This window comes from Providencia sp. PROV040 (assembly GCF_032706145.1).
Lineage (GTDB): Bacteria > Pseudomonadota > Gammaproteobacteria > Enterobacterales > Enterobacteriaceae > Providencia > Providencia hangzhouensis.
Genome location: NZ_CP120530.1, coordinates 1 through 19,755, shown reverse-complemented (window position 1 = coordinate 19,755; position 19,755 = coordinate 1). Strand labels below are relative to the sequence as shown.

At 39.9% G+C, this 19,755-nt stretch carries 14 protein-coding genes; 3 read left to right on the top strand and 11 right to left on the bottom strand.

Annotation, left to right across the window (positions count from 1 at the left end; translation table 11 throughout):
- Positions 1-73: 73 nt before the first annotated feature.
- From P3L40_RS00070 to P3L40_RS00055, 4 genes are all read right to left on the bottom strand, one after another.
- A complete protein-coding gene (locus P3L40_RS00070) occupies positions 74-2,275 on the bottom strand; it encodes a flotillin family protein (protein WP_004906264.1) in 2,202 nt (733 codons plus the stop codon).
- 75 nt (positions 2,276-2,350) lie between these two features.
- A complete protein-coding gene (locus P3L40_RS00065; protein WP_136134570.1) occupies positions 2,351-2,989 on the bottom strand; it encodes an OB-fold-containig protein in 639 nt (212 codons plus the stop codon).
- Between the two features lie 389 nt (positions 2,990-3,378).
- Positions 3,379-4,290: an N-acetylglucosamine kinase gene (gene nagK / locus P3L40_RS00060; protein WP_036959184.1), complete on the bottom strand. Its 912-nt coding sequence runs from the start codon at positions 4,288-4,290 to the stop codon at positions 3,379-3,381.
- A 297-nt stretch (positions 4,291-4,587) separates the two neighbouring features.
- Positions 4,588-5,781 (bottom strand): SGNH/GDSL hydrolase family protein, encoded by a 1,194-nt coding sequence (locus P3L40_RS00055; protein WP_136134571.1) that lies wholly within the window; start codon positions 5,779-5,781, stop codon positions 4,588-4,590.
- A 223-nt stretch (positions 5,782-6,004) separates the two neighbouring features.
- Here P3L40_RS00055 and P3L40_RS00050 point away from each other — a divergent pair, with 223 nt between their 5' ends.
- From P3L40_RS00050 to asd, 3 genes are all read left to right on the top strand, one after another.
- On the top strand, positions 6,005-6,265 hold the full coding sequence (locus tag P3L40_RS00050; protein ID WP_004906261.1) for a type B 50S ribosomal protein L31: 261 nt from the start codon (positions 6,005-6,007) through the stop codon (positions 6,263-6,265).
- A gap of 2 nt (positions 6,266-6,267) precedes the next feature.
- Entirely contained in the window at positions 6,268-6,408 is a 141-nt protein-coding gene (gene ykgO / locus P3L40_RS00045) for a type B 50S ribosomal protein L36 (protein ID WP_004906260.1), read from the top strand.
- A gap of 335 nt (positions 6,409-6,743) precedes the next feature.
- On the top strand, positions 6,744-7,850 hold the full coding sequence (asd, locus tag P3L40_RS00040; RefSeq protein WP_004906258.1) for an aspartate-semialdehyde dehydrogenase: 1,107 nt from the start codon (positions 6,744-6,746) through the stop codon (positions 7,848-7,850).
- A 70-nt stretch (positions 7,851-7,920) separates the two neighbouring features.
- Here the strand turns inward: asd and P3L40_RS00035 are convergent, their stop codons facing one another.
- From P3L40_RS00035 to dnaA, 7 genes are all read right to left on the bottom strand, one after another.
- Positions 7,921-8,268, bottom strand: coding sequence for a DUF1622 domain-containing protein (locus P3L40_RS00035; RefSeq protein ID WP_094961986.1), 348 nt, complete (start codon positions 8,266-8,268; stop codon positions 7,921-7,923).
- Positions 8,269-8,337: 69 nt separating this feature from the next.
- Positions 8,338-9,921 carry a phosphoethanolamine transferase gene (locus tag P3L40_RS00030; RefSeq protein WP_136134572.1) on the bottom strand — a complete coding sequence of 528 codons (1,584 nt, stop codon included), beginning with the start codon at positions 9,919-9,921 and terminating at the stop codon, positions 8,338-8,340.
- Positions 9,922-10,131: 210 nt separating this feature from the next.
- On the bottom strand, positions 10,132-13,029 hold the full coding sequence (locus tag P3L40_RS00025; protein WP_136134573.1) for an autotransporter domain-containing protein: 2,898 nt from the start codon (positions 13,027-13,029) through the stop codon (positions 10,132-10,134).
- 298 nt (positions 13,030-13,327) lie between these two features.
- Positions 13,328-15,742: a DNA topoisomerase (ATP-hydrolyzing) subunit B gene (gene gyrB, locus P3L40_RS00020; protein ID WP_004906247.1), complete on the bottom strand. Its 2,415-nt coding sequence runs from the start codon at positions 15,740-15,742 to the stop codon at positions 13,328-13,330.
- 18 nt (positions 15,743-15,760) lie between these two features.
- Positions 15,761-16,855, bottom strand: a complete 1,095-nt coding sequence (gene recF, locus P3L40_RS00015) for a DNA replication/repair protein RecF (protein WP_004906804.1) — start codon at positions 16,853-16,855, stop codon at positions 15,761-15,763.
- 9 nt (positions 16,856-16,864) lie between these two features.
- A complete protein-coding gene (gene dnaN, locus P3L40_RS00010; protein ID WP_004906243.1) occupies positions 16,865-17,965 on the bottom strand; it encodes a DNA polymerase III subunit beta in 1,101 nt (366 codons plus the stop codon).
- A gap of 5 nt (positions 17,966-17,970) precedes the next feature.
- A complete protein-coding gene (dnaA, locus tag P3L40_RS00005) occupies positions 17,971-19,362 on the bottom strand; it encodes a chromosomal replication initiator protein DnaA (RefSeq protein ID WP_004906241.1) in 1,392 nt (463 codons plus the stop codon).
- Positions 19,363-19,755: the final 393 nt, after the last annotated feature.

Here is a 19,755-nt window from a genome sequence, read left to right as displayed (position 1 = left end):
CGAATTCCCTTAACTAAGACAATAAAAATGAAAAACAATAGGGGTAGGTTCACTACCCCTATGTGCTAAAGGTTTACAGTTGGTCATCCGTTGGTGGAATCGGTTTTGATATAACCGTTTTTGCTGGCTGATTAACCCCTTTAGCTGCCATAAAACCGTTTATAAGATCTTGAACTTCGGGGTTTTTCAATAATGCGGCAATATCAACTTTTTTGTCTTCTTTGCTACGATTAATGAGTTTTTCAACATTTTCTTTTGCGAAACTGCTTTTATCCATAAAACCATCAACGGCTTTTCCGAGGCTTAGTGCTTTAGAGAAGGTGTTGAAGAAGCTGCCATCACCGCCCACAATTTCAATATTGGTTTTGCTAAGCGCTGCAGCCAATACATCAGCTTGCTCCCGGGCAATTTCTTTATTGGCGTCGATAGATGCCATGGCTTGTTCAAATTCTTTCTCAAGGCGCATACGAAACTCTTCATGAGAGCGAGCGGTATCGCTGAGATGATCCATAGATTTAAATTTGTCAGTTAAACCATCGGCTTCAGCTTTCAAGCGTTGGCGGATAACTTCTGCTTGTGCTGAACCTAATTGGCCTTCTCCTCGAGCTTGAGCTGCCAGTTTTTCTTCCAGTACTTTCGCATCAGCCAAGCCTAGTTTTTCTTTGGCATTGGCTTGTTGTTCTTCACCACGAGCTTGAGCGGCTAATTTCTCTTCAAGGATTTTCGCTTCAGCAAATCCTTGTTGTTGTTCTGCTTTGGCTTTGGCTTCCATTACCTGAGCTTCTGTTAAGCCTTTTTCTTTCAGCCCACGTGCTTCCGCTAACAATTTCTCAGCTGTAATGTTGGCAAGAACAAGACCTTCTTTTTCTTCTGCCTCTGCGGTTGCTTGGCGAACTCGAGCTTCTGCTAAACCTAATGCCGCATGTTCGGCTTCAACCCCTTCAGCTAAGCGTTTTTTGGCTTCAGCTTGTTTTGCTGATGCTTCTAATTCTGCTTGTGCCATGGTGCTTATTTCTTCTGCACGGTGCTTAGCACTGGCTTCATCGGCTTCGGCTTTTTTCACTTGGCGAACTAACGATTCTTCCGCTTCTGCTTGTGCATTAATCACTGTGACTTGGCGCATACGTTCAGCTTCAGAGACTTCACGAACTTCTTTGATTCGTTCCTCTTCCTGTGCCACGGTTTTTTCAACTGCTACACGTTCACGTATAACATTGGAGATATTTTTGCGTTCTTCTTCGAGTGCTTTTTCTTTTTCTATGCGCTGTAATTCAACTTCTCTTTCACGGGCAACAATTTCAAGCTCACGTGCGCGGCTCACTCGCTCTTCTTCGATAGCTACAGCACGAGTACGGTTTTGTTGAGCGACTTCAACTTCACGCATGCGGTTTTCTTCACGGATTTCAATTTCTTGCTGGGTTTGAATACGCGCTTGCTCTGCTTTAAGGCGTTCTTCTTCTTGAACACGTAAAGTTTCAGCTTGTTCACGGGCACGAATATTATCAATTTCACGTTTTTGGCGAGCTTCGGCATCGGCTTGTTGGCGCTCTAAAGCTAAACTTGCTTCGCGGGTTTCAACGTTTTTCTTTTGAATTGCGAGCTCTTGGTCACGCTCTTTTTGGTTGGTCTCAATATTGTGAATTGCGGTGATTTCAGTAATTTTACGAATACCTTCGGAGTCAAAGATATTATTTGGGTCTAAGGCTGATTTAGGTGTTTGTTCTAGATAATCAATCGCCACATCTTCAAGGGCGTAGCCGTTAAGGTCCTTTCCTATCACATCAACAATGCGGTCACGGAAGTCTTGTCGGTTTTCAAATAAAGTGGCTAAATCCAGTTGCTTACCTACTGTTTTTAAAGCTTCAGAGAATTTTGCACTGAATAACGTGCTGACCGCTTGATGGTCTGATGCACGGTCAACACCGATAGCTTTTGCAACTTTCAGCACGTCTTCCGTCGTTTCATTCACTCGCAAATAGAAAGCAACGGTGATATCAGCACGTAAGTTATCATGACAAATCAAGCCATCTTTACCGCGGCGATCAACTTCAAGTGTTAGCAAAGAAATACGCATGAATTCTTTTTTGTAGATGACAGGGTAAACTAATGCCCCTGTAAAATGCACTTTAGGCTGTGATGACATGTCATTGACAATCAAAGCAGTACCTTGTGGGACTTTGATATAGAAGGCTTTGAATAACCCAAAGAACCCTAAAATAACTAGGATGATCCCCCCGATAATTGTTAAAAAGGGCATTAGTGCAGCCAAGTCCATATTGATTCTCCATTGGTTCTGACGATGACGTCATTTCGATTATGCAAGCAAGATATTTATTTTTAAAAAGAGAAGTTATCCGTGGCGAAATTCATTTTCACTGACAACTTGATAACTGTGTGATGCTGCGTCATAGCTAATGATGACTACACGATCACCGCGTTTTAACTGTTCTGAGGATGGGGCGCGTATTTGTAGAATTAACCCCGCTCCACCATCTTCTAATAGTGCCTCGCCATTTTGTTCAGTTACCGCTCCTGACCGTACGGTGGCGTATTTACCAATAAGCTGTTGTACTGTTTTTGGTTTATTGAGGCTTATTAGTTTTTTGCGCACAGGTTTTAAGCACAAAGCAGTTAAATGAAGAGAGATAAATAGGGTGATCGCAAAAACGGCAAAGCTGACGAGATAGCGTAATAAATCAGTATCAATGAAGCGAATAAAGATATGTACGCTGAAATAACTGATTACCCAGCCAAAAAGAGTAAATAACGTGACAATAATAGTGACAGGGATCCCTGCTAAGCCAAGCTTAGTTAACCAGCCAGCAAAACCGGTTGCATCAATACCGGCATCAAATTCGGTATCAATATTAAATACGTCGATATCCAATAAACCAAAAGCGGCACATAACCAATAAAATAAAACAATGATTAGCAAACCACTAAAGATAATTGTTGGGAACATCAAACTGTTATGGAAAAACAAACTCATAGGGTTTTCTCTTTATTATTAATACATTATTGAGTTTACGTGAAAAGTAACGTTTGTTTAATTTATCACCATAAAATAATTTAACTTAATAATATATTTTTTAATTAATAGCAGTATCAGACTAGTCTATAAGCACTTTTATTTTTTGGGAGTTTCTTATAACACTGGTTATTTATCCAGTTTTATTTGGTGAAGTTATTCCTAAAGTCTTATCGATAATAACAGGGCATTGATAGGAGAGAATTTTACCATTAATCGTTAAGTTGATGATAATCATTCTCAAATAAAGAATAGGGGTTTAAAGTACAAAATGGGGAGAATAGAGTTGATTAAGGTGATAAATTTGCGCTTCACTGTTTAAAGCATCTATGAAGCGCAAAAAAGTAAGATTAGTCTATCAAGTTCAGGAATGCCGCACCTCGTGCACCTCCAGAGTCACCATAACGTGCTTTTTCAATTGCAGGTAGTGTTGCGATGCCATAAAGGTATTGTGGAAGCACTTCTGGTAGTTGTTTATAGATTTCTTCAAACTGTGACAAACCTCCGCCAATAACCACTAAATCGGGGTCAAAAACAGTGACAATTTGCCCCATAAACATCGCAAGTAATGACATATAGCGGTTAACATGTTCTTTTGCTTGAATATCACCTTGTTTATATTGTTCGATAATTTCGATAGCGGAACGTTTTTCATTGGTGAATGAGGAATAAATACGCTCAAAGCCTGGGCCTGATAGGTAGGTTTCAAAACAAGCAATTTGGCCACAGCCGCAAGTTATTTCAGGAACTTTTTCCCCTAATAGCTTGGCTCCACGAACGCTGAGGTTCATGTGGCCTATTTCTCCAGCGATTCCATTTTTACCGGATAAAACTTTGCCATTTATAATAAACCCACCGCCCACACCAGTCCCTAAAATTAAACCAAGGACGGTAGGGTAGCGTTTGAAATCAGGGTCCCAAGCTTCTGATAATGCAAAGCAATTTGCATCATTTTCCACTTTTACTGGGCGTTGTAATATATTAGCAAGATCATGAATTAAAGGTTTGTATTGTGCAGTAGGGACATTGGTTGTAAATACGGTTCCTTCAGCATGGTTTACGATACCGGGGACGCCAACACCAACTTTTCCTTGGCAATTAAATTTTTCATCTGCTTCGAGTGTGAGCTCGAGAAATGTATTTAAGAGCGTTTGGTAGTCATCTTTGGGTGTAGGAACACGCTTTTGCCAGACCTGATTTAATTCGTTGTCAAAGACGGCAAGTTCAATTTTTGTCCCGCCCATGTCAAAGCCGTAATACATTTTCATCATCCTTTAGTTATTTATGTATCATGTATCTATATGATAAATAATAAATGAAAGTGCTAATTAACCTGATTATACAAAAGTTATTTGATGAAAGAATTATTGATTTAATATTTATTTTTATATTCACATGAAGCTAGCCACAGACAGCTGACAAACATGCAATGCTTGGAGGCAAGTCAAATAAGTTATTGATTTTCTCATGATAAAACAAAGTGAGAAAATCACGCTTTTATCTCGCATTATCAATCAAAGTTAGCAGATACCTACTAGCCTTGATTGATAAATAAAACATTATTTTTTGTTGTTTAGTGGGTTGTACTTTTCTAAGATAAAATTATGCAATTCCATTGCAATAATGTTATGGACTTCCTGAGTAGGATGAACATCATCGATAAAAACATAATGGGGGTCAATTTCTAATGGGGCGGTATTATCACGGCGAATATAACCATTAGTAAAAGCTTTTTCTATATTATATGCTCCCGGTGAGTTTTTATTTATGTCGCCAACTACACTCGTTATCTTTTTCATTACGTTATTAATATTAAAGTAATTAATATTAATATTTTTGTTTAATTTCAATTGGTTAATTATAGTCTGAAGCTTATTATTATGCTCTATGCTGAGATTTTGTATTTTTCGTTGTTTTTTCGGTGATCTGGTTTTTATTGCAGGGGTTTGGGATAGATCAGGAAGCCCCATCACTAGAATATTTTTCGCACCATTTTTGATCATTTTTTTGATTATTTTTTCTTGACTAGAGATAACAACATTGACATTTTTTTTCGAAAAGGTCATATAGTCATTGGCACCAAGAAAAATAATATCTAAACTTTTGTCATCAAACTTAAGGTGTCTTGTTTGTTTTTCGATATTTGAAAGTATGGCAAATTGAGGGTGAAGTGTGGACTTAAAATAAGGTGCACAAGTTGAGCCACCTTCCGACTTATTCGTGAGTGTAACTTTACCTTTACCGGAATGGCTTAGCATCGTATTTGGCATGGTGAGAAACTCAGGCCATGTAAAACCATTAGTGAACCGTCCATCATAGTATTGGTTAGCATTAGTGAGTAATCCACACGACTTTTTATGCATCCTTCCTTCAGAGTCAGATAAGCTGTCACCAATAACTGTGACACTATCAAAATAGGTTATCGGTTCTTTTTTCCCTATATTAAATTTATTTGAATAAGCAGTAGCTAATTGGAATTGATCTCCAGGAATTCTTTTTTCTGTATGTTTGCCCAAAAGTGAGCCATCTACATCATCGCTGGAGGGGGACGTCATTATATGAAATGAAGACGCCCCTTTGGTTCTGCCGTCATTAGGTAGTACAGAAATGTTGTTACCAATATTATTGGGAGTGCTCTGTAGCGGAGTATTTTTAATCGATATTATTTTTTCCAAGGCTAGGTTGGTATCGGGTACTGTTGAATTCGGTCTGTGTGTAATTGCACACTGAATTCTATAGAGTATCGATGTCATAGGAGTCCTTATTGATTGGGATACTTCTCGATAAAACTATCAATCAACAGACAAACACAGTATCAAATAAAGATTATCTATAATGACATGACTAATAACTAAGAGATTAATGCATATAAAACAATTACTTGATTGATAATCATTATTATTGTCGACAAAGTTATTGCATCGCTTTTTAAAAAAATGTATTGTTATATTATAACATTACATTTAGGTGGTTATTATGAAACAGGGGATCCATCCACAATACCGCACCGTGGTTTTCCATGACACAAGTGCAGACGCCTATTTTAAAGTAGGTTCAACAATAAAAACTGAAAAAACAATCGAGTATGAGGGTGAAATATTTCCATATGTCACGCTTGATGTCTCTTCTCAGTCACATCCGTTTTATACCGGTAAACAGAAAATGATTTCTCAGGAAGGTAAAACGGCACAGTTCCAGAAACGCTTTGGTCGTTTTTTACAGTCAGAGGGTAAATAAAGATGAAAGTACTGAGTTCATTAAAAACGGCAAAAACCCGTCATCCAGATTGCCAAATTGTTCGCCGTCGTGGGCGGGTGTATGTCATTTGTAAAACAAACCCGCGCTTTAAAGCGGTTCAAGGCTGTAAGAAAAAACGTTAACTATTGAATTTAAATATAATTATAAAATTTCCTGTATCGCTTTATATTCTATTTGCTTAGCCATTGCAGATTATTGCTCTCTGCCGTGGCTTTTTTTATTTGTTTTTTTGTCCACTGATTCCCTCGATTATTAGCATGATTACTAATCTTCTTATTATTAGTGATGAAATTCACTTGCACATAGATGCATATTTTGTCAGGTTTAATACATCCGAAAAATTTCTAGCTTCAATTTTTGTGAATACTGAATGAATGATAACAATGACGGTATTTACTTTGTGGAGTCGAAACTAGAAATTTCTTGGTAAAAATTTAAACGAACAGGGTGAGTAAAAATGAAAAATGTAGGGTTTGTTGGCTGGCGAGGAATGGTCGGCTCAGTATTGATGCAGAGAATGGTAGAAGAACGTGATTTTGATGCGATTCATCCTGTTTTCTTTACCACATCACAACATGGTGCCGAAGCACCTGTTTACGGTGGTCACCGTGGTGTTTTACAGGATGCCTTTGATATTGATGCATTAAAAGCGCTGGATATTATTATTAGCTGCCAAGGTGGTGATTACACTAATGAAGTTTATCCTAAACTTCGTGAGTCTGGTTGGAATGGTTACTGGATTGATGCGGCGTCTTCATTACGTATGAAAGATGACGCGATCATTATTCTTGACCCAGTGAATAACCAACATATCCAAGATGGGTTAAATAAAGGCATTAAGACCTTTGTTGGTGGTAACTGTACGGTAAGCCTGATGTTGATGTCTTTAGGTGGGCTGTTCACTAATAATTTAGTGGAATGGGCATCTGTTGCAACTTATCAAGCAGCATCAGGGGCAGGGGCTCGTAATATGCGTGAGCTTCTGGCACAAATGGGGTCTTTACATACTCAGGTCGCTAAAGAACTCCAAGACCCAGCTTCTGCTATTTTAGATATTGAGAAAAAAGTCACAGATTTCACTCGTAGTGGCACAATGCCAACGGATGCGTTCGGTGTACCATTAGCGGGCAGCCTGATCCCATGGATTGATAAAGCATTAGAAAACGGTCAAAGCCGTGAAGAATGGAAAGGCCAAGCGGAAACGAACAAAATTCTTGCAACAGGTAATAACATTATTCCAGTTGATGGTTTATGTGTACGTATTGGTGCGCTGCGCTGTCATAGCCAAGCTTTCACATTGAAGCTGAAAAAAGATGTTCCGTTGAATGAAGTTGAGCAATTGCTTGCATCACATAATGATTGGGTGAAAGTGGTTCCTAATGACCGCGAAATCACTATGCGTGAGTTAACTCCAGCGGCAGTTACTGGTACGCTTAGCACTCCTGTTGGTCGCTTGCGTAAACTGAATATGGGCCCTGAATACTTATCTGCCTTTACGGTTGGTGACCAATTATTGTGGGGAGCCGCCGAGCCTCTTCGCCGTATGCTAAGAATTTTATTATAAGCGCGGCATAGCGATAAGTCGTATTCGATAAACCTGCATAATTCAATATGCAGGTTTTTTTGTACCTAAATTACTGACGAGCAGGTTCATTCTGCGGTGGCTGGTGTTCTAACTCTTTTGCCAAGAAGTAGTTCAAGAATGTTCGGATCACGGCAATAATACCTAATTTGATGAGGCTATCTAAATCAGGGTCGACGGTCGTTGCTAAAATATCCGCAGCGAGTTGGAACTCCAATGCAGTCGCTAACCAATCACCAAAACAATAGCGAGCGGTACGTGCTTTTTGGGTTTTCATCCACACGATTAGGGTCTTGATTAACCCAATCACCACGCAGATGACTGAAATTGCTTCTAAAAGTAACTGGAGTACGTGAACACTAGACACCAGTAATTCACGTAAAAAAACTAAATCGAACATTAAAACCTCGATAGGTAAGCAGGATTCATATTTGTTAACTATGGGCAAATATTCGCAAAATATCGAGTTTTATTGTGGATCTATCGTCTCAGAAGGTAATTGGCTAATGGATAAAATATTTCGATTGCCATCGATTACCTGAATATTTTTATTGGGTTGATAACATTCACGTAAAGGTGATAAGCAAGCTTGCTGTGAACCTTGTTGTATATTAAGCCAATCACTGATTAGCCAATAATTATTCGCAGTAGAATAGGGAGACTGTAAATTTTCTGGGCTGATACTTGGTTTACTGGCGCTTTGACTGTACCAAATCAGCAAGGGGATTTCATAGGCTTCTTTTCTTGGGTTGTTAACGCCATGGTGGTAGTGAATATTGTTATCGCTGTCTAGGCGTTGTAATGCGTGGTCTGAATAGTACATCAACGTCGCAGGTTTCCCTTCGAGTTGTTGCATTAGGCTTTCGATAAATTTATCGGTATAAGCAATTGAACTGTCGTAGCAATCGTCATCGTCTTGGCCGCTAAATTTTTTTAGCTCATCTTCAGGAAAACGGTTACAGGCAGGTTCATGGCTGCCATAAGTATGTAACACAATGAGTTTTTTCTTATCAGTAGGGTCATTGATCGCGTTATTGAAGTCATCTTGCAGCTCTTCATCGTAGCCGACAAATTCGTTCCACGTTTTCTTTTGTGACATAGAAGCAATAGCAGAAATGATACTGGTACGTTTATTGGTTTTTCCCTGGTTGCTGACCCAATAGGTTTTAAAGCCCGCATGATTGGCTAATGAAATGATATTGTCCGAATAGTGTGATTTATCCTGCATTTGCTCAAAGCGAATATTAGACAGTGAAATAGGGACTGACAAGATAGTCACAGGTGCAGGGGAATAAGCTTGTTGAAACGCCAATATTTGTGATTTGCGCTTATTTAAGTTAGGCGTTGTATTATACTGATAGCCGTAAAAACCCATATGATCACGGCGCAATGACTCACCAATGACAAGAACATAGATTTCAGTTTCAGATGCTTTTTTCTGGTAGTTAAATGCGACCTTTTGTGATGATATTTTTTTTATGCCTCTGTTTTCATATAAATTTTTGACTAAAGCCGCCGCATTGTAGAAAGGGGTATTTAAGAAGTATTTTTCTGTGATCAATAACGCGCTATCAGGCTTGCTTAGTAATGAGGCGTAATAGGTTGGAATAGCTAATAGATAGCCACAAAGTAGAGCCATACTTGTCGTTGTTATACGACGATTCATGTATTTTGCACATTGATGAATACATGCTAAATAAGCAGAAAAAACAAATAAATAAAAAATAACATAACCAATGTTATAGGAAAGCATTCCTACAGTTTCACTGCTATTGGTATTGATAAAAGTTTCTGCAATCGAAGAAGAAAAGCGGATATCGTGTTTTTGATAAAAGAAGAATGAAACAGATAAATTGAGAGCCCACAGGAGTGAAACAAACACAGTGAAAATTTTGCCAAGCAAAAAGCGATAAATACCAGCACATAACAGTATTATCAGCGCCCCTGAAATGACGATGGCAATGTCAGCCATAATGCTGGCATCTCCACTGAAAAATACAGGGGTGATAGATATCAATAATGCATAAATTGAAATAATAAGTTGGCGTATCATAGTGTTATTTTACGTATTTTTGACCTTACCTGAGGTTATAGAGACAATTAAAAAATAGTTAATTAACATCTAATTAACTTAGGGCGTTGTTTGTTTATAACATAAAAAAAGATAAGATAATCAAAATAGTGGCGTAAAAAACTGTAAAATCTCGTGATGTTTAGTCATGACCTGCCCCCCACAAGTTGCGAGGGGAGGTAAAGTATTGAGTTAGAAAGTTACCGCAATTTTGGCATCAATATTGTTATCGTGATAATTTTTTGATAAAAATTTATTATAATTAATTGATAGCTTAGTATTTTCTTTTATATTGATATCGGTACCGACTTTTAATGCGACACCATGGCGTGATGCAGGAACACTATGCGTTGTAAATGAGCTCGTGGTATCGGTAAAATTCAATTTTAGTCCTCTATTTAAATTTCCGTATTGATATTGCCAGTTAAGCTCACCGTGTAAACCGATATTTGATGTTTTACTCAATTTCCATTGGTTATCAAGGCGTAGCCCAAGGGTTGATAACACCGTATTGATGCGCTGTTTACGTGCCTGTAGTGATGTGCTGTTGATGTTCTCATTAATAGCATGATTCATTGCGCTGATATAAGTGAGATTGGTAAATGGCTCAATATTTATCCCTTTTGAGTTAATTGGATAGGCCAGCTCCATAAATGCTTGATGTGTATTGGTATAATAGCTCGATGAGTGACTTGTACCATCACTGATTGAGCGTTCGGTATGAATGAGATGTGAAGTGTGACCGAGCCCTGCACGAACCGCGATAGGTTGCCATAAAGCGCTACCATAAATGGCGGCATGGTAGTTATTACTGTTAGCGTGGTCAAAGTGGTTAGATAAGTCACTTTGGCTAAAACCTGCGGCGATACCTAATGTCATTTTTTCGTTAATAAAACGTCGATTTGCCCCAAGCAATAAACCATAATTTGATGATTTATACCCAGTGGCATTGTTATCGTCGGTCGTTTTATCCCAATCATAGAGCATTTTGACCCACACATTGCCTTTGTTTTCGCTACCCCATGATTCAGATAAGCGAGCTTGCTCAAGTAGTGTTTCTTTAATCTGACGGCTATTATTTATTTGATTGGATAATACGTCAGCGTATATTTGGCCTGTGACATTGCTAAATATCGTTTGAGCTTGTTGTTTTGTTTGGCTTTTCAACGTTTGTTCATAAAGCGCATGGTGCGTAGGAAGTGTTTCAATGGCTTTAGCCACTGCGATTTGGTTTTGTGTTGCTGCCGTGCTGGAAAATGCCGTGTTATTACGCCCTATTTTAAGTGTGACTTCTTTGGGGGTGTAGTCTAGCGTCGTTCCAATAAACTGGTAATTAGGTACAACAGCATCAAATTGGCCAACAACCCCTTTTTGAGCACTTAATATCGTATATTGTGTATCAAATAACTGGTTGATATCTTGCTTAGAAAGCGGGCTATTTTGATTTTCAAGAGTGACACTGACGGTCCCGCCCTTTAATGAAGCTGAGCCTTGGCTGATGATCTTATCGTTTTTACCTGCTGGATTGATTTCAACCAAATAATGGCTATCTGGTGCAAAACTCACGGAATCAACAATATTAATTGTGCCAACTGAATGGCCAGGTGCAACAACAGCGCCTTGGTTGGCGGTTAATTGATGAATGCTTCCATTGCCCGTTAGTAAACCGTGGTGGTTAATATTAACGGAAGCTCCGATTTTGCCGTTATCTAGGACCAGCGCGCCTTTATTGATATCTAATGAAGAGTTTAAGGTTTTTTTCAGGGTGACGGTTCCGCCATTAATATGGGATTTTTGCGAGTATTTATTTTCACCCGTTAAGACTAAATGGCCTTGGTTTACTGTAAAGCCTGCGAAGGTATTGTTGCCAGATAATACTAATGTTCCTTGGCCCTGTTTCGTTAACTTTCCTGTGCCTTGTATATTGTTTGTCCATTCATCTAACTTTCCAAAATTAGCAATATCAAAGTCATTAGTGTTTTGGTTGACGATAAAGTTTTCATATAAATAAGCGGGGCCATGATAAGCCGCAGGTAGGTTAATTAATCCCCAATAAGAGTTCGGATCATTTTCTTTGATATTCCAACCTGCAATTGACTGGCTTGGATATGCCGTGCTGGCTAAAATATTATTCCATTGTGCATTATTCAAGTAAGGGAAACGTAATCGAAGTAAATAACCCGCCGTTTTAGGGATATTTTTAGGGTCGATCATTGGTGTATCTTGTATTTCTTTTTTTCCATAATAACCAATGTGGTCATTGGTAATAGGGGAAGAAACGGTTAGGCAATTTTGTATGTTATTTGAACATGATGATGAAATGTCATTACGAATATTTTTTGCCGATTCAACAATGAATTTGGTGTTTTTTTCATCGGATAGTAGCTGTGATAATAAATAATAATTACCTACACGGGAAGCGATGGTATCGGTGGCGAAGTGTGCGCCAACAATCACGCGGCTTTCACCGTATTCAATCGCTCGGTTGAACGTTTCACTGCCTTTTTCAGGGAAAATCATCGCTAATACGGCAGCTTGTTTAAAACCATTCCACGTATGGCCACTAGGGTAAGATGAGCCCTGTATTTGTGAGTAGCCCGCAATATAATGGCCTTCATCATTCAGCACTTGATAAGGGCGACCGCGTTTAAAATGGTCTTTAAGAATAAAATCGACTGACCGAGTACGCTGCTTTTTTTTATCATAAGCACGAGTACTTGTGTCATGTAATAAATTGATTTCTTTGTATTGGCTATGGTTTCTTAGGTTAATATCATGTTCGCCAAACAGGATGGTTTGATAACTATTAAACAAATAACCTGAGTTTTGGGATTTATCCGCGAGTGCTAAATTTTTCCTTTCACCTGTAATACTGATGTATTCGTTGCTAATCAGCCTATCTCGCTCAGCAACTTCGCTACCTTCTTTAGGTGTATCATTAATAATATTGTGCTTTATATCTTCAAGCCATGCATTTCTTGTATCGATAATATTTTTCTCTAATTCTAAAAGATTCGTTTTTGCTGTTAGAGTATTGGTGAATATGAATGGCAATAAGGTCATTGATGCTGAAATAAAAATTTTTCTCATTATAACTCCGCCGATGCTATTGGTAAAAATTTCATTTGGCGGAGTTTATTTATAATATATTTATCTTTTATGACAGTTTTAAAAATAAAAAACCGTTATTAATTAAAGTGATAAGTTTTATTTTTAATTGTTTTGTTTTTTACGAAGAGGCTTTTTATTGATTGGTTTTGTTTTTTTATTATTTTATTATTGGTTTGATTAAATGGTAAAAATAAAATAATAGCTATAAAAAAAATCATAAAAAATAACCCCAAACTTTCGTTTGGGGTTATTGAATAACGTTTAATTAGCAGAATAGTTAAATATCAATATTTGCTGCTTTTAATGCATTCTCTTCGATAAATGCACGGCGCGGCTCAACAGCATCACCCATTAATGTGGTGAATAGTAAGTCGGTTGCAATTGCATCTTTCACCGTTACACGCATCATACGGCGCGTCTCAGGGTTCATGGTGGTTTCCCAAAGTTGCTCAGGGTTCATTTCACCAAGACCTTTATAACGCTGTACGTATAGGCCGCGACGTGACTCACGTGTTAACCAAGCCAAAGCTTCTTCGAAGTTACTGATATCTTGACGGCGTTCACCACGCTTGATGTAAGCACCTTCTTCAATTAAGCCACTGATTAAGTCACCTAAATGAGTGATACGGCGGTATTCACTGCCATGAACAAAATCAAAATCGAGATTATAGTCGGTATCAACACCATGGGTGCGAATACGAATAGTTGGTTCGAATAATTGACGTTCACGGTTTTCGTTAATGGTATAACTATATGTGCTACCGAATTGCTCGTTATCTTCTAAGCGCTTAACCAGAGTTTTAGCCCATTCTTCCACTTTTTCGCTGACTTTTAAATCATCTTCAGTCAAGGTTGACTGATAAACCAAGCTGTTAAGTAGGGCTTGAGGGTAAAGGCGCTCAAGACGACGAATAATACGGTGTGCGGCATTATATTCGACAACCAGTTTTTCCAGTTCTTCGCCTTTCATTGCTGGAGCTTCGGCACTTAAATGCAGTTCAGCACCATCAAGGGCGATAGAAATCAGGTAATCGTCCATCGCATCGTCATCTTTAATGTATTGCTCTTGTTTACCACGTTTCACTTTATACAGTGGTGGTTGAGCGATAAAGATATGACCACGTTCAACAATTTCAGGCATTTGGCGGTAGAAGAAGGTCAACAGTAACGTACGAATGTGCGAACCATCGACGTCCGCATCCGTCATGATAATGATGCTGTGATAACGCAGTTTGTCTGGGTTATATTCATCGCGACCAATACCACAACCTAATGCCGTAATCAGGGTTGCAACTTCTTGTGAAGAAAGCATTTTATCGAAACGGGCTTTCTCTACGTTTAGAATTTTACCTTTCAGTGGCAAAATGGCTTGGTTCTTACGGTTACGGCCTTGTTTTGCAGAGCCGCCCGCGGAGTCCCCTTCCACAAGGTACAGTTCAGATAGCGCAGGGTCACGTTCTTGGCAGTCAGCCAGTTTACCTGGCAAGCCAGCTAAGTCTAACGCACCTTTACGGCGAGTCATTTCGCGGGCTTTACGCGCAGCTTCACGCGCGCGTGCTGCATCGATGATTTTACCCACAACGATTTTCGCGTCGTTTGGGTTTTCCAGTAAATACTCAACTAATTTCTCATTCATCATCGTTTCAACCGCAGTTTTCACTTCGGAAGAGACCAATTTTTCTTTGGTCTGTGATGAGAATTTAGGGTCTGGAACTTTTACTGAAATAACTGCAATCAGGCCTTCACGTGCATCGTCACCGGTTGCGTTGACTTTGCTTTTCTTCTGATAGCCTTCTTTTTCCATGTAGTTATTCAATGTACGCGTCATTGCTGCACGGAAACCAGCGAGGTGAGTTCCCCCATCACGCTGAGGAATGTTATTGGTGAAGCAGTATACGTTTTCTTGGAAACCATCATTCCACTGCATTGAAACTTCGACGCCAATACCGTCTTTTTCAGTTGAAAAATAAAAGACAGAAGGGTGGATAGGGGTTTTGTTACGGCTTAAATACTCAACAAAGGCTTTAATACCGCCTTCATAATGGAAATGGTCTTCTTTGCCATCGCGTTTATCGACGAGCTTAATAGAAACACCTGAGTTTAGGAACGATAACTCACGTAAGCGTTTTGCTAAGACGTCGTATTCAAATTCAGTCACACCTTTGAAGGTGTCCATGCTTGGCCAAAAACGAACGCGTGTTCCTGTTTGGTCGGTTTCGCCGACTACAGTCAGAGGCCCTTGAGGCTCACCGTGTTTGTAGATTTGCTCATGAACTTTGCCATCACGGCGGATAACTAATTCTAATTTTTCAGATAAGGCGTTAACAACGGAAACCCCAACACCGTGTAAACCACCGGAGACTTTATAGGAGTTGTCATCAAATTTTCCGCCAGCGTGCAGAACGGTCATGATAACCTCTGCGGCGGAGACGCCTTCTTCTTCGTGGATACCTGTAGGGATACCACGTCCATCATCCTGTACGGAGATAGAGTTATCGGCATGGATAGTGATCACGATATCATCACAAAAGCCTGCGAGGGCTTCGTCGATAGCGTTGTCGACAACCTCGAAAACCATGTGATGAAGACCTGTTCCATCGTCTGTATCACCGATATACATGCCCGGGCGCTTACGCACCGCATCCAGTCCTTTTAATACCTTGATACTTGAGGAGTCATATGTATTCGACATCAACGTTTCCTGCTCTTTCTATTCCTGAGGTTGAACTTCTATTTTGCCATGTTCTACACTAAACATCTTGCTATTTGCATCTATCATATCATTAACTTGCTCAGGTGTAATGGCACTGACAAACACTTGCGCTTGTGTAGCTTTGAGGCGGGCTGCCAGCAATTGGCGACGGCCTGCATCAAGTTCAGAAGCAAAATCATCCAGTAGATACAGGCATCGTTGCCCGCTCTGATGGGTGAAAAATTCACCCTGCGCTAACCTTAATGCACACATAAGTAGCTTCAATTGCCCCCGCGAAAGCATATCTTCAACAGGGGTTCCATTTGCTCGTATACGCAAATCCGCTTTATGTGGCCCTGAAGCGGTATAGGTTAGCGCTCTATCACGCTCAAATTGGCGCTCTAATTGTTCTGAATAATCAATTTCTTTATCCCAACCACGTTGGAAGGATACCGAGAGTGAAAATTCGGGTAAAAATTGTTGGCAAGTTTGCTCAATATTTTCGGCAATACCTGCAATATAGTCATGGCGCCATTGGCTTATTTGCTCAGAAAGCGGTGCCAGTTGTTTATCCCAATGACGAATTTGCTCATAACGGGTAACTTGTCGTAAAGCGGCATTACGTTGCTTTAATAACCGTTTTAAATCTGACCATACTGAAAAAAACAGTGGGTCATTGTGAAAACAACCCCAATCAATAAAAGCCCGTCGATATTTAGGGCCACCGTTTAGCAAGGTAAACCCTTCTGGGGTAATCAATTGCATTGGCAATAATTTTGCTAGTTCTGCAATTTTATGGCCATCAGTACCGTCTATTCGAACTTTACTGTCACCATCACGGTTTTTGCTTAAACCTAATGAAAGGTCGTTTCGCTGTTCATCTAAATGGCTAAGTTTACCATGAAGAATGAATTGTTCTTGCTCATGACGAATAACTCTGTTCGCTTGAATGCTGCGAAATGCACGACCATGACCGAGTGTATATATGGCTTCCAATATGCTAGTTTTTCCGCTCCCATTGGGGCCAATTAAAAAATTGAACCCATTAGCAAGGGAGAGATCCGCGTTTTCAATATTTCGAAAATCACGGATCAATAAACGCGAAAGGATCATAAATACCGATTACAAGCGCATTGGCATGACAACATACACGGCTGCTTTACTATCAGCGTCTTCAATCTGCACACTGGAAACGGCGTCGGTTAACAGAAGTTGCACATTTTCACTTTTTAGCGCATTTAAGACATCTAAGATGTAGCTGACGTTAAAGCCAATTTCCATTTCAGTACCTTGGTAGCTTACATCAACAATTTCTTCAGCTTCTTCTTGCTCTGGGTTATTGGCAGTGATGCGTAATTGGTTTTCACTGAAATACAGACGGACACCACGGAATTTTTCATTCGATAAAATAGCCGCACGCGAAAATGCTTGTTTAAGTAAATCACAGCGTGCTTCTAAGGTTTTATCTGGGTTTTTCGGTAGTACTCGGCGGTAATCAGGAAAACGGCCATCAACCAATTTAGAGGTAAAGATAAAGTCCCCCACGTGAGCGCGAATATTATTACTGCCGATTTGCAGCTGTAGAGGAGTATCACCGCCATCTAACAAACGCATTAACTCAATTACCCCTTTACGAGGCACTATCACTGAATGAGAAGGTAGCGATTGACCAATATCCATCGCGCACACGGCGAGCCTGTGCCCATCGGTTGAAACGGTTCTGAGCATTTGATCTTCGGTTTCAAATAGCATGCCGTTGAGGTAATAGCGGACATCTTGGTGCGCCATTGAAAACTGAGTTGCTTCAATTAAACGTTTCAGTATTGATTGCGGAAGAGAAAATTCCACTTCGCTTTGCCAGTCATCCAAGTTTGGAAAGTCAGCGGCCGGCAATGTGGATAATGAAAAGCGGCTACGCCCAGAACGGACGAGCAGTCTGTCATCATTCAGCTCTACATGAATTTCAGAACCTTCAGGTAACCCACGCCAGATATCAAAAAACTTGCGTGCGGGCACGGTCGTTGCGCCAATTTCATGTTCCCCAGTTAGGGCAACATTGGCCATCATCTCCATTTCAAGGTCGGTTCCAGTGAGTTGGAGGGTGCCTTCTTTTACCTGTAATAAAAGGTTACCTAAAATAGGCAGAGTTGGACGCCCACCTAAAGGACCACTAACCTGTTGTAACGGTTTTAATAACTGCTCGCGTTCTATTGTAAATTTCATAGCAATTAAGATGATAATGTTCTGATTAAATTAGAAAAATCTTCTTTGATGTCATGGCTTTCTTCCCGTAATTGTTCAATTTTACGACAAGCATGTAACACCGTGGTATGGTCACGGCCGCCAAAGGCATCCCCGATTTCAGGTAAACTATGGTTAGTCAGCTCTTTCGCCAGTGCCATTGCCATTTGACGCGGACGTGCGACAGAACGGGAACGGCGTTTAGACAGTAAATCTGCTACTTTAATTTTATAATATTCAGCAACTGTTTTTTGAATATTATCAATAGTTACCAGTTTTTCTTGTAGTGCTAATAGGTCACGCAGTGCTTCTCTGACAAAATCGATAGTAATCGCGCGACCAGTAAAGTTTGCGTTGGCAATGACACGATTTAACGCCCCTTCTAACTCACGAACGTTCGAACGAAGGCGCTTGGCGATGAAAAAGGCCACTTCACCCGGAAGTTGAATCTCATTTTCATCTGCTTTTTTCATTAAAATCGCCACGCGAGTCTCTAACTCAGGAGGCTCGATTGCCACGGTTAAACCCCAGCCAAAACGCGATTTTAAGCGATCTTCCACACCGTTAATTTCTTTTGGGTAACGGTCGGAGGTCAAAATAATTTGTTGATTACCTTCAAGTAGCGCATTAAAAGTATGGAAAAACTCTTCTTGCGAGCGCTCTTTGTTAGCAAAAAACTGGATATCGTCAATAAGCAATGCATCTACAGAACGGTAATAACGTTTAAATTCTTCAATTGCGTTGTTCTGTAGAGCTTTGACCATATCTTGAACAAAACGTTCTGAATGCATATAAACCACGCGAGCGTTGGCTTTATGCTGCATAATACTATTGCCGACAGCATGTAATAAGTGGGTTTTACCTAAACCTGTCCCACCATAAAGAAATAATGGGTTGTAGGCCCCACCTGGATTTTCTGCCACTTGCCTCGCTGCGGCGCGAGCCAATTGGTTCGATTTACCTTCAACAAAGTTATCAAAAGTGTGCTTAGGGTTTACATTTGAACGATAAGCAACTTCTGGTTGTACTTTGGCTGAGTTGTCCCAACTCGGTTTAATTGGGGCTGACGGAACGGCAAACGCAGGTACTTGTTGAGCGGTACGAGCTTGTGTTGCTGCCGGTGCGACTGTAATCGGTTTGTTGCCTACCTCAAAGTGTAGTGCAGGCGCGTCAGTTCCACAAAAGTCATTCAATAATTCATTGATATTATTGATGTACTTGTCTCTAACCCAGTCGAGAACGAAACGATTTGGGGCATAAAGTGCCAGTGTATTGTCGTTTAATTCAGCTTGAAGGGGGCGTATCCACATACTGAATTCTGTGGCAGGTAGTTCATCCTGCAATCGGGCAAGACATTGCTGCCAAAGCGAAAGTGACACGTTGGACTCCCCTAAACAAGGTCAATGGAACAAGAAGTACGGATGTAAACAAAGAAATTTCTCGGGCTTACTTTTAATCGCATGTAGTTTAATAGCATGTAGTAGCATGACCCAAAAATGTTTTAGATTAACTCTTACTTACTGCATATTGCCGATCGTTAGATCAGAAATAGACCTGCGATCATACCGCAAAATTAGTCAGAGATCTCCATTCTTTTACACAGTTTTTATGCTTTTTATCCACAGGTAAATGTGATAAGGCACCCGTTATAAAGAAGAAATAGACCGGGTTATCTTAATTTGCTGTCATTTTTCCACATGCTGGGGATAACTTTAGACGATTTACGGTAAATATTCTGTATGATCAAAAAATATTTTTAGATCTCTTGAAGA

Bases quoted from the DNA above. Each gene is read 5' to 3' on its own strand.
- P3L40_RS00070 (WP_004906264.1), bottom strand. From the start codon at position 2,275: ATGGACTTGGCTGCACTAATGCCCTTTTTAACAATTATCGGGGGGATC.
- P3L40_RS00065 (WP_136134570.1), bottom strand. From the start codon at position 2,989: ATGAGTTTGTTTTTCCATAACAGTTTGATGTTCCCAACAATTATCTTT.
- nagK (WP_036959184.1), bottom strand. From the start codon at position 4,290: ATGTATTACGGCTTTGACATGGGCGGGACAAAAATTGAACTTGCCGTC.
- P3L40_RS00055 (WP_136134571.1), bottom strand. From the start codon at position 5,781: ATGACATCGATACTCTATAGAATTCAGTGTGCAATTACACACAGACCG.
- P3L40_RS00050 (WP_004906261.1), top strand. From the start codon at position 6,005: ATGAAACAGGGGATCCATCCACAATACCGCACCGTGGTTTTCCATGAC.
- ykgO (WP_004906260.1), top strand. From the start codon at position 6,268: ATGAAAGTACTGAGTTCATTAAAAACGGCAAAAACCCGTCATCCAGAT.
- asd (WP_004906258.1), top strand. From the start codon at position 6,744: ATGAAAAATGTAGGGTTTGTTGGCTGGCGAGGAATGGTCGGCTCAGTA.
- P3L40_RS00035 (WP_094961986.1), bottom strand. From the start codon at position 8,268: ATGTTCGATTTAGTTTTTTTACGTGAATTACTGGTGTCTAGTGTTCAC.
- P3L40_RS00030 (WP_136134572.1), bottom strand. From the start codon at position 9,921: ATGATACGCCAACTTATTATTTCAATTTATGCATTATTGATATCTATC.
- P3L40_RS00025 (WP_136134573.1), bottom strand. From the start codon at position 13,029: ATGAGAAAAATTTTTATTTCAGCATCAATGACCTTATTGCCATTCATA.
- gyrB (WP_004906247.1), bottom strand. From the start codon at position 15,742: ATGTCGAATACATATGACTCCTCAAGTATCAAGGTATTAAAAGGACTG.
- recF (WP_004906804.1), bottom strand. From the start codon at position 16,855: ATGATCCTTTCGCGTTTATTGATCCGTGATTTTCGAAATATTGAAAAC.
- dnaN (WP_004906243.1), bottom strand. From the start codon at position 17,965: ATGAAATTTACAATAGAACGCGAGCAGTTATTAAAACCGTTACAACAG.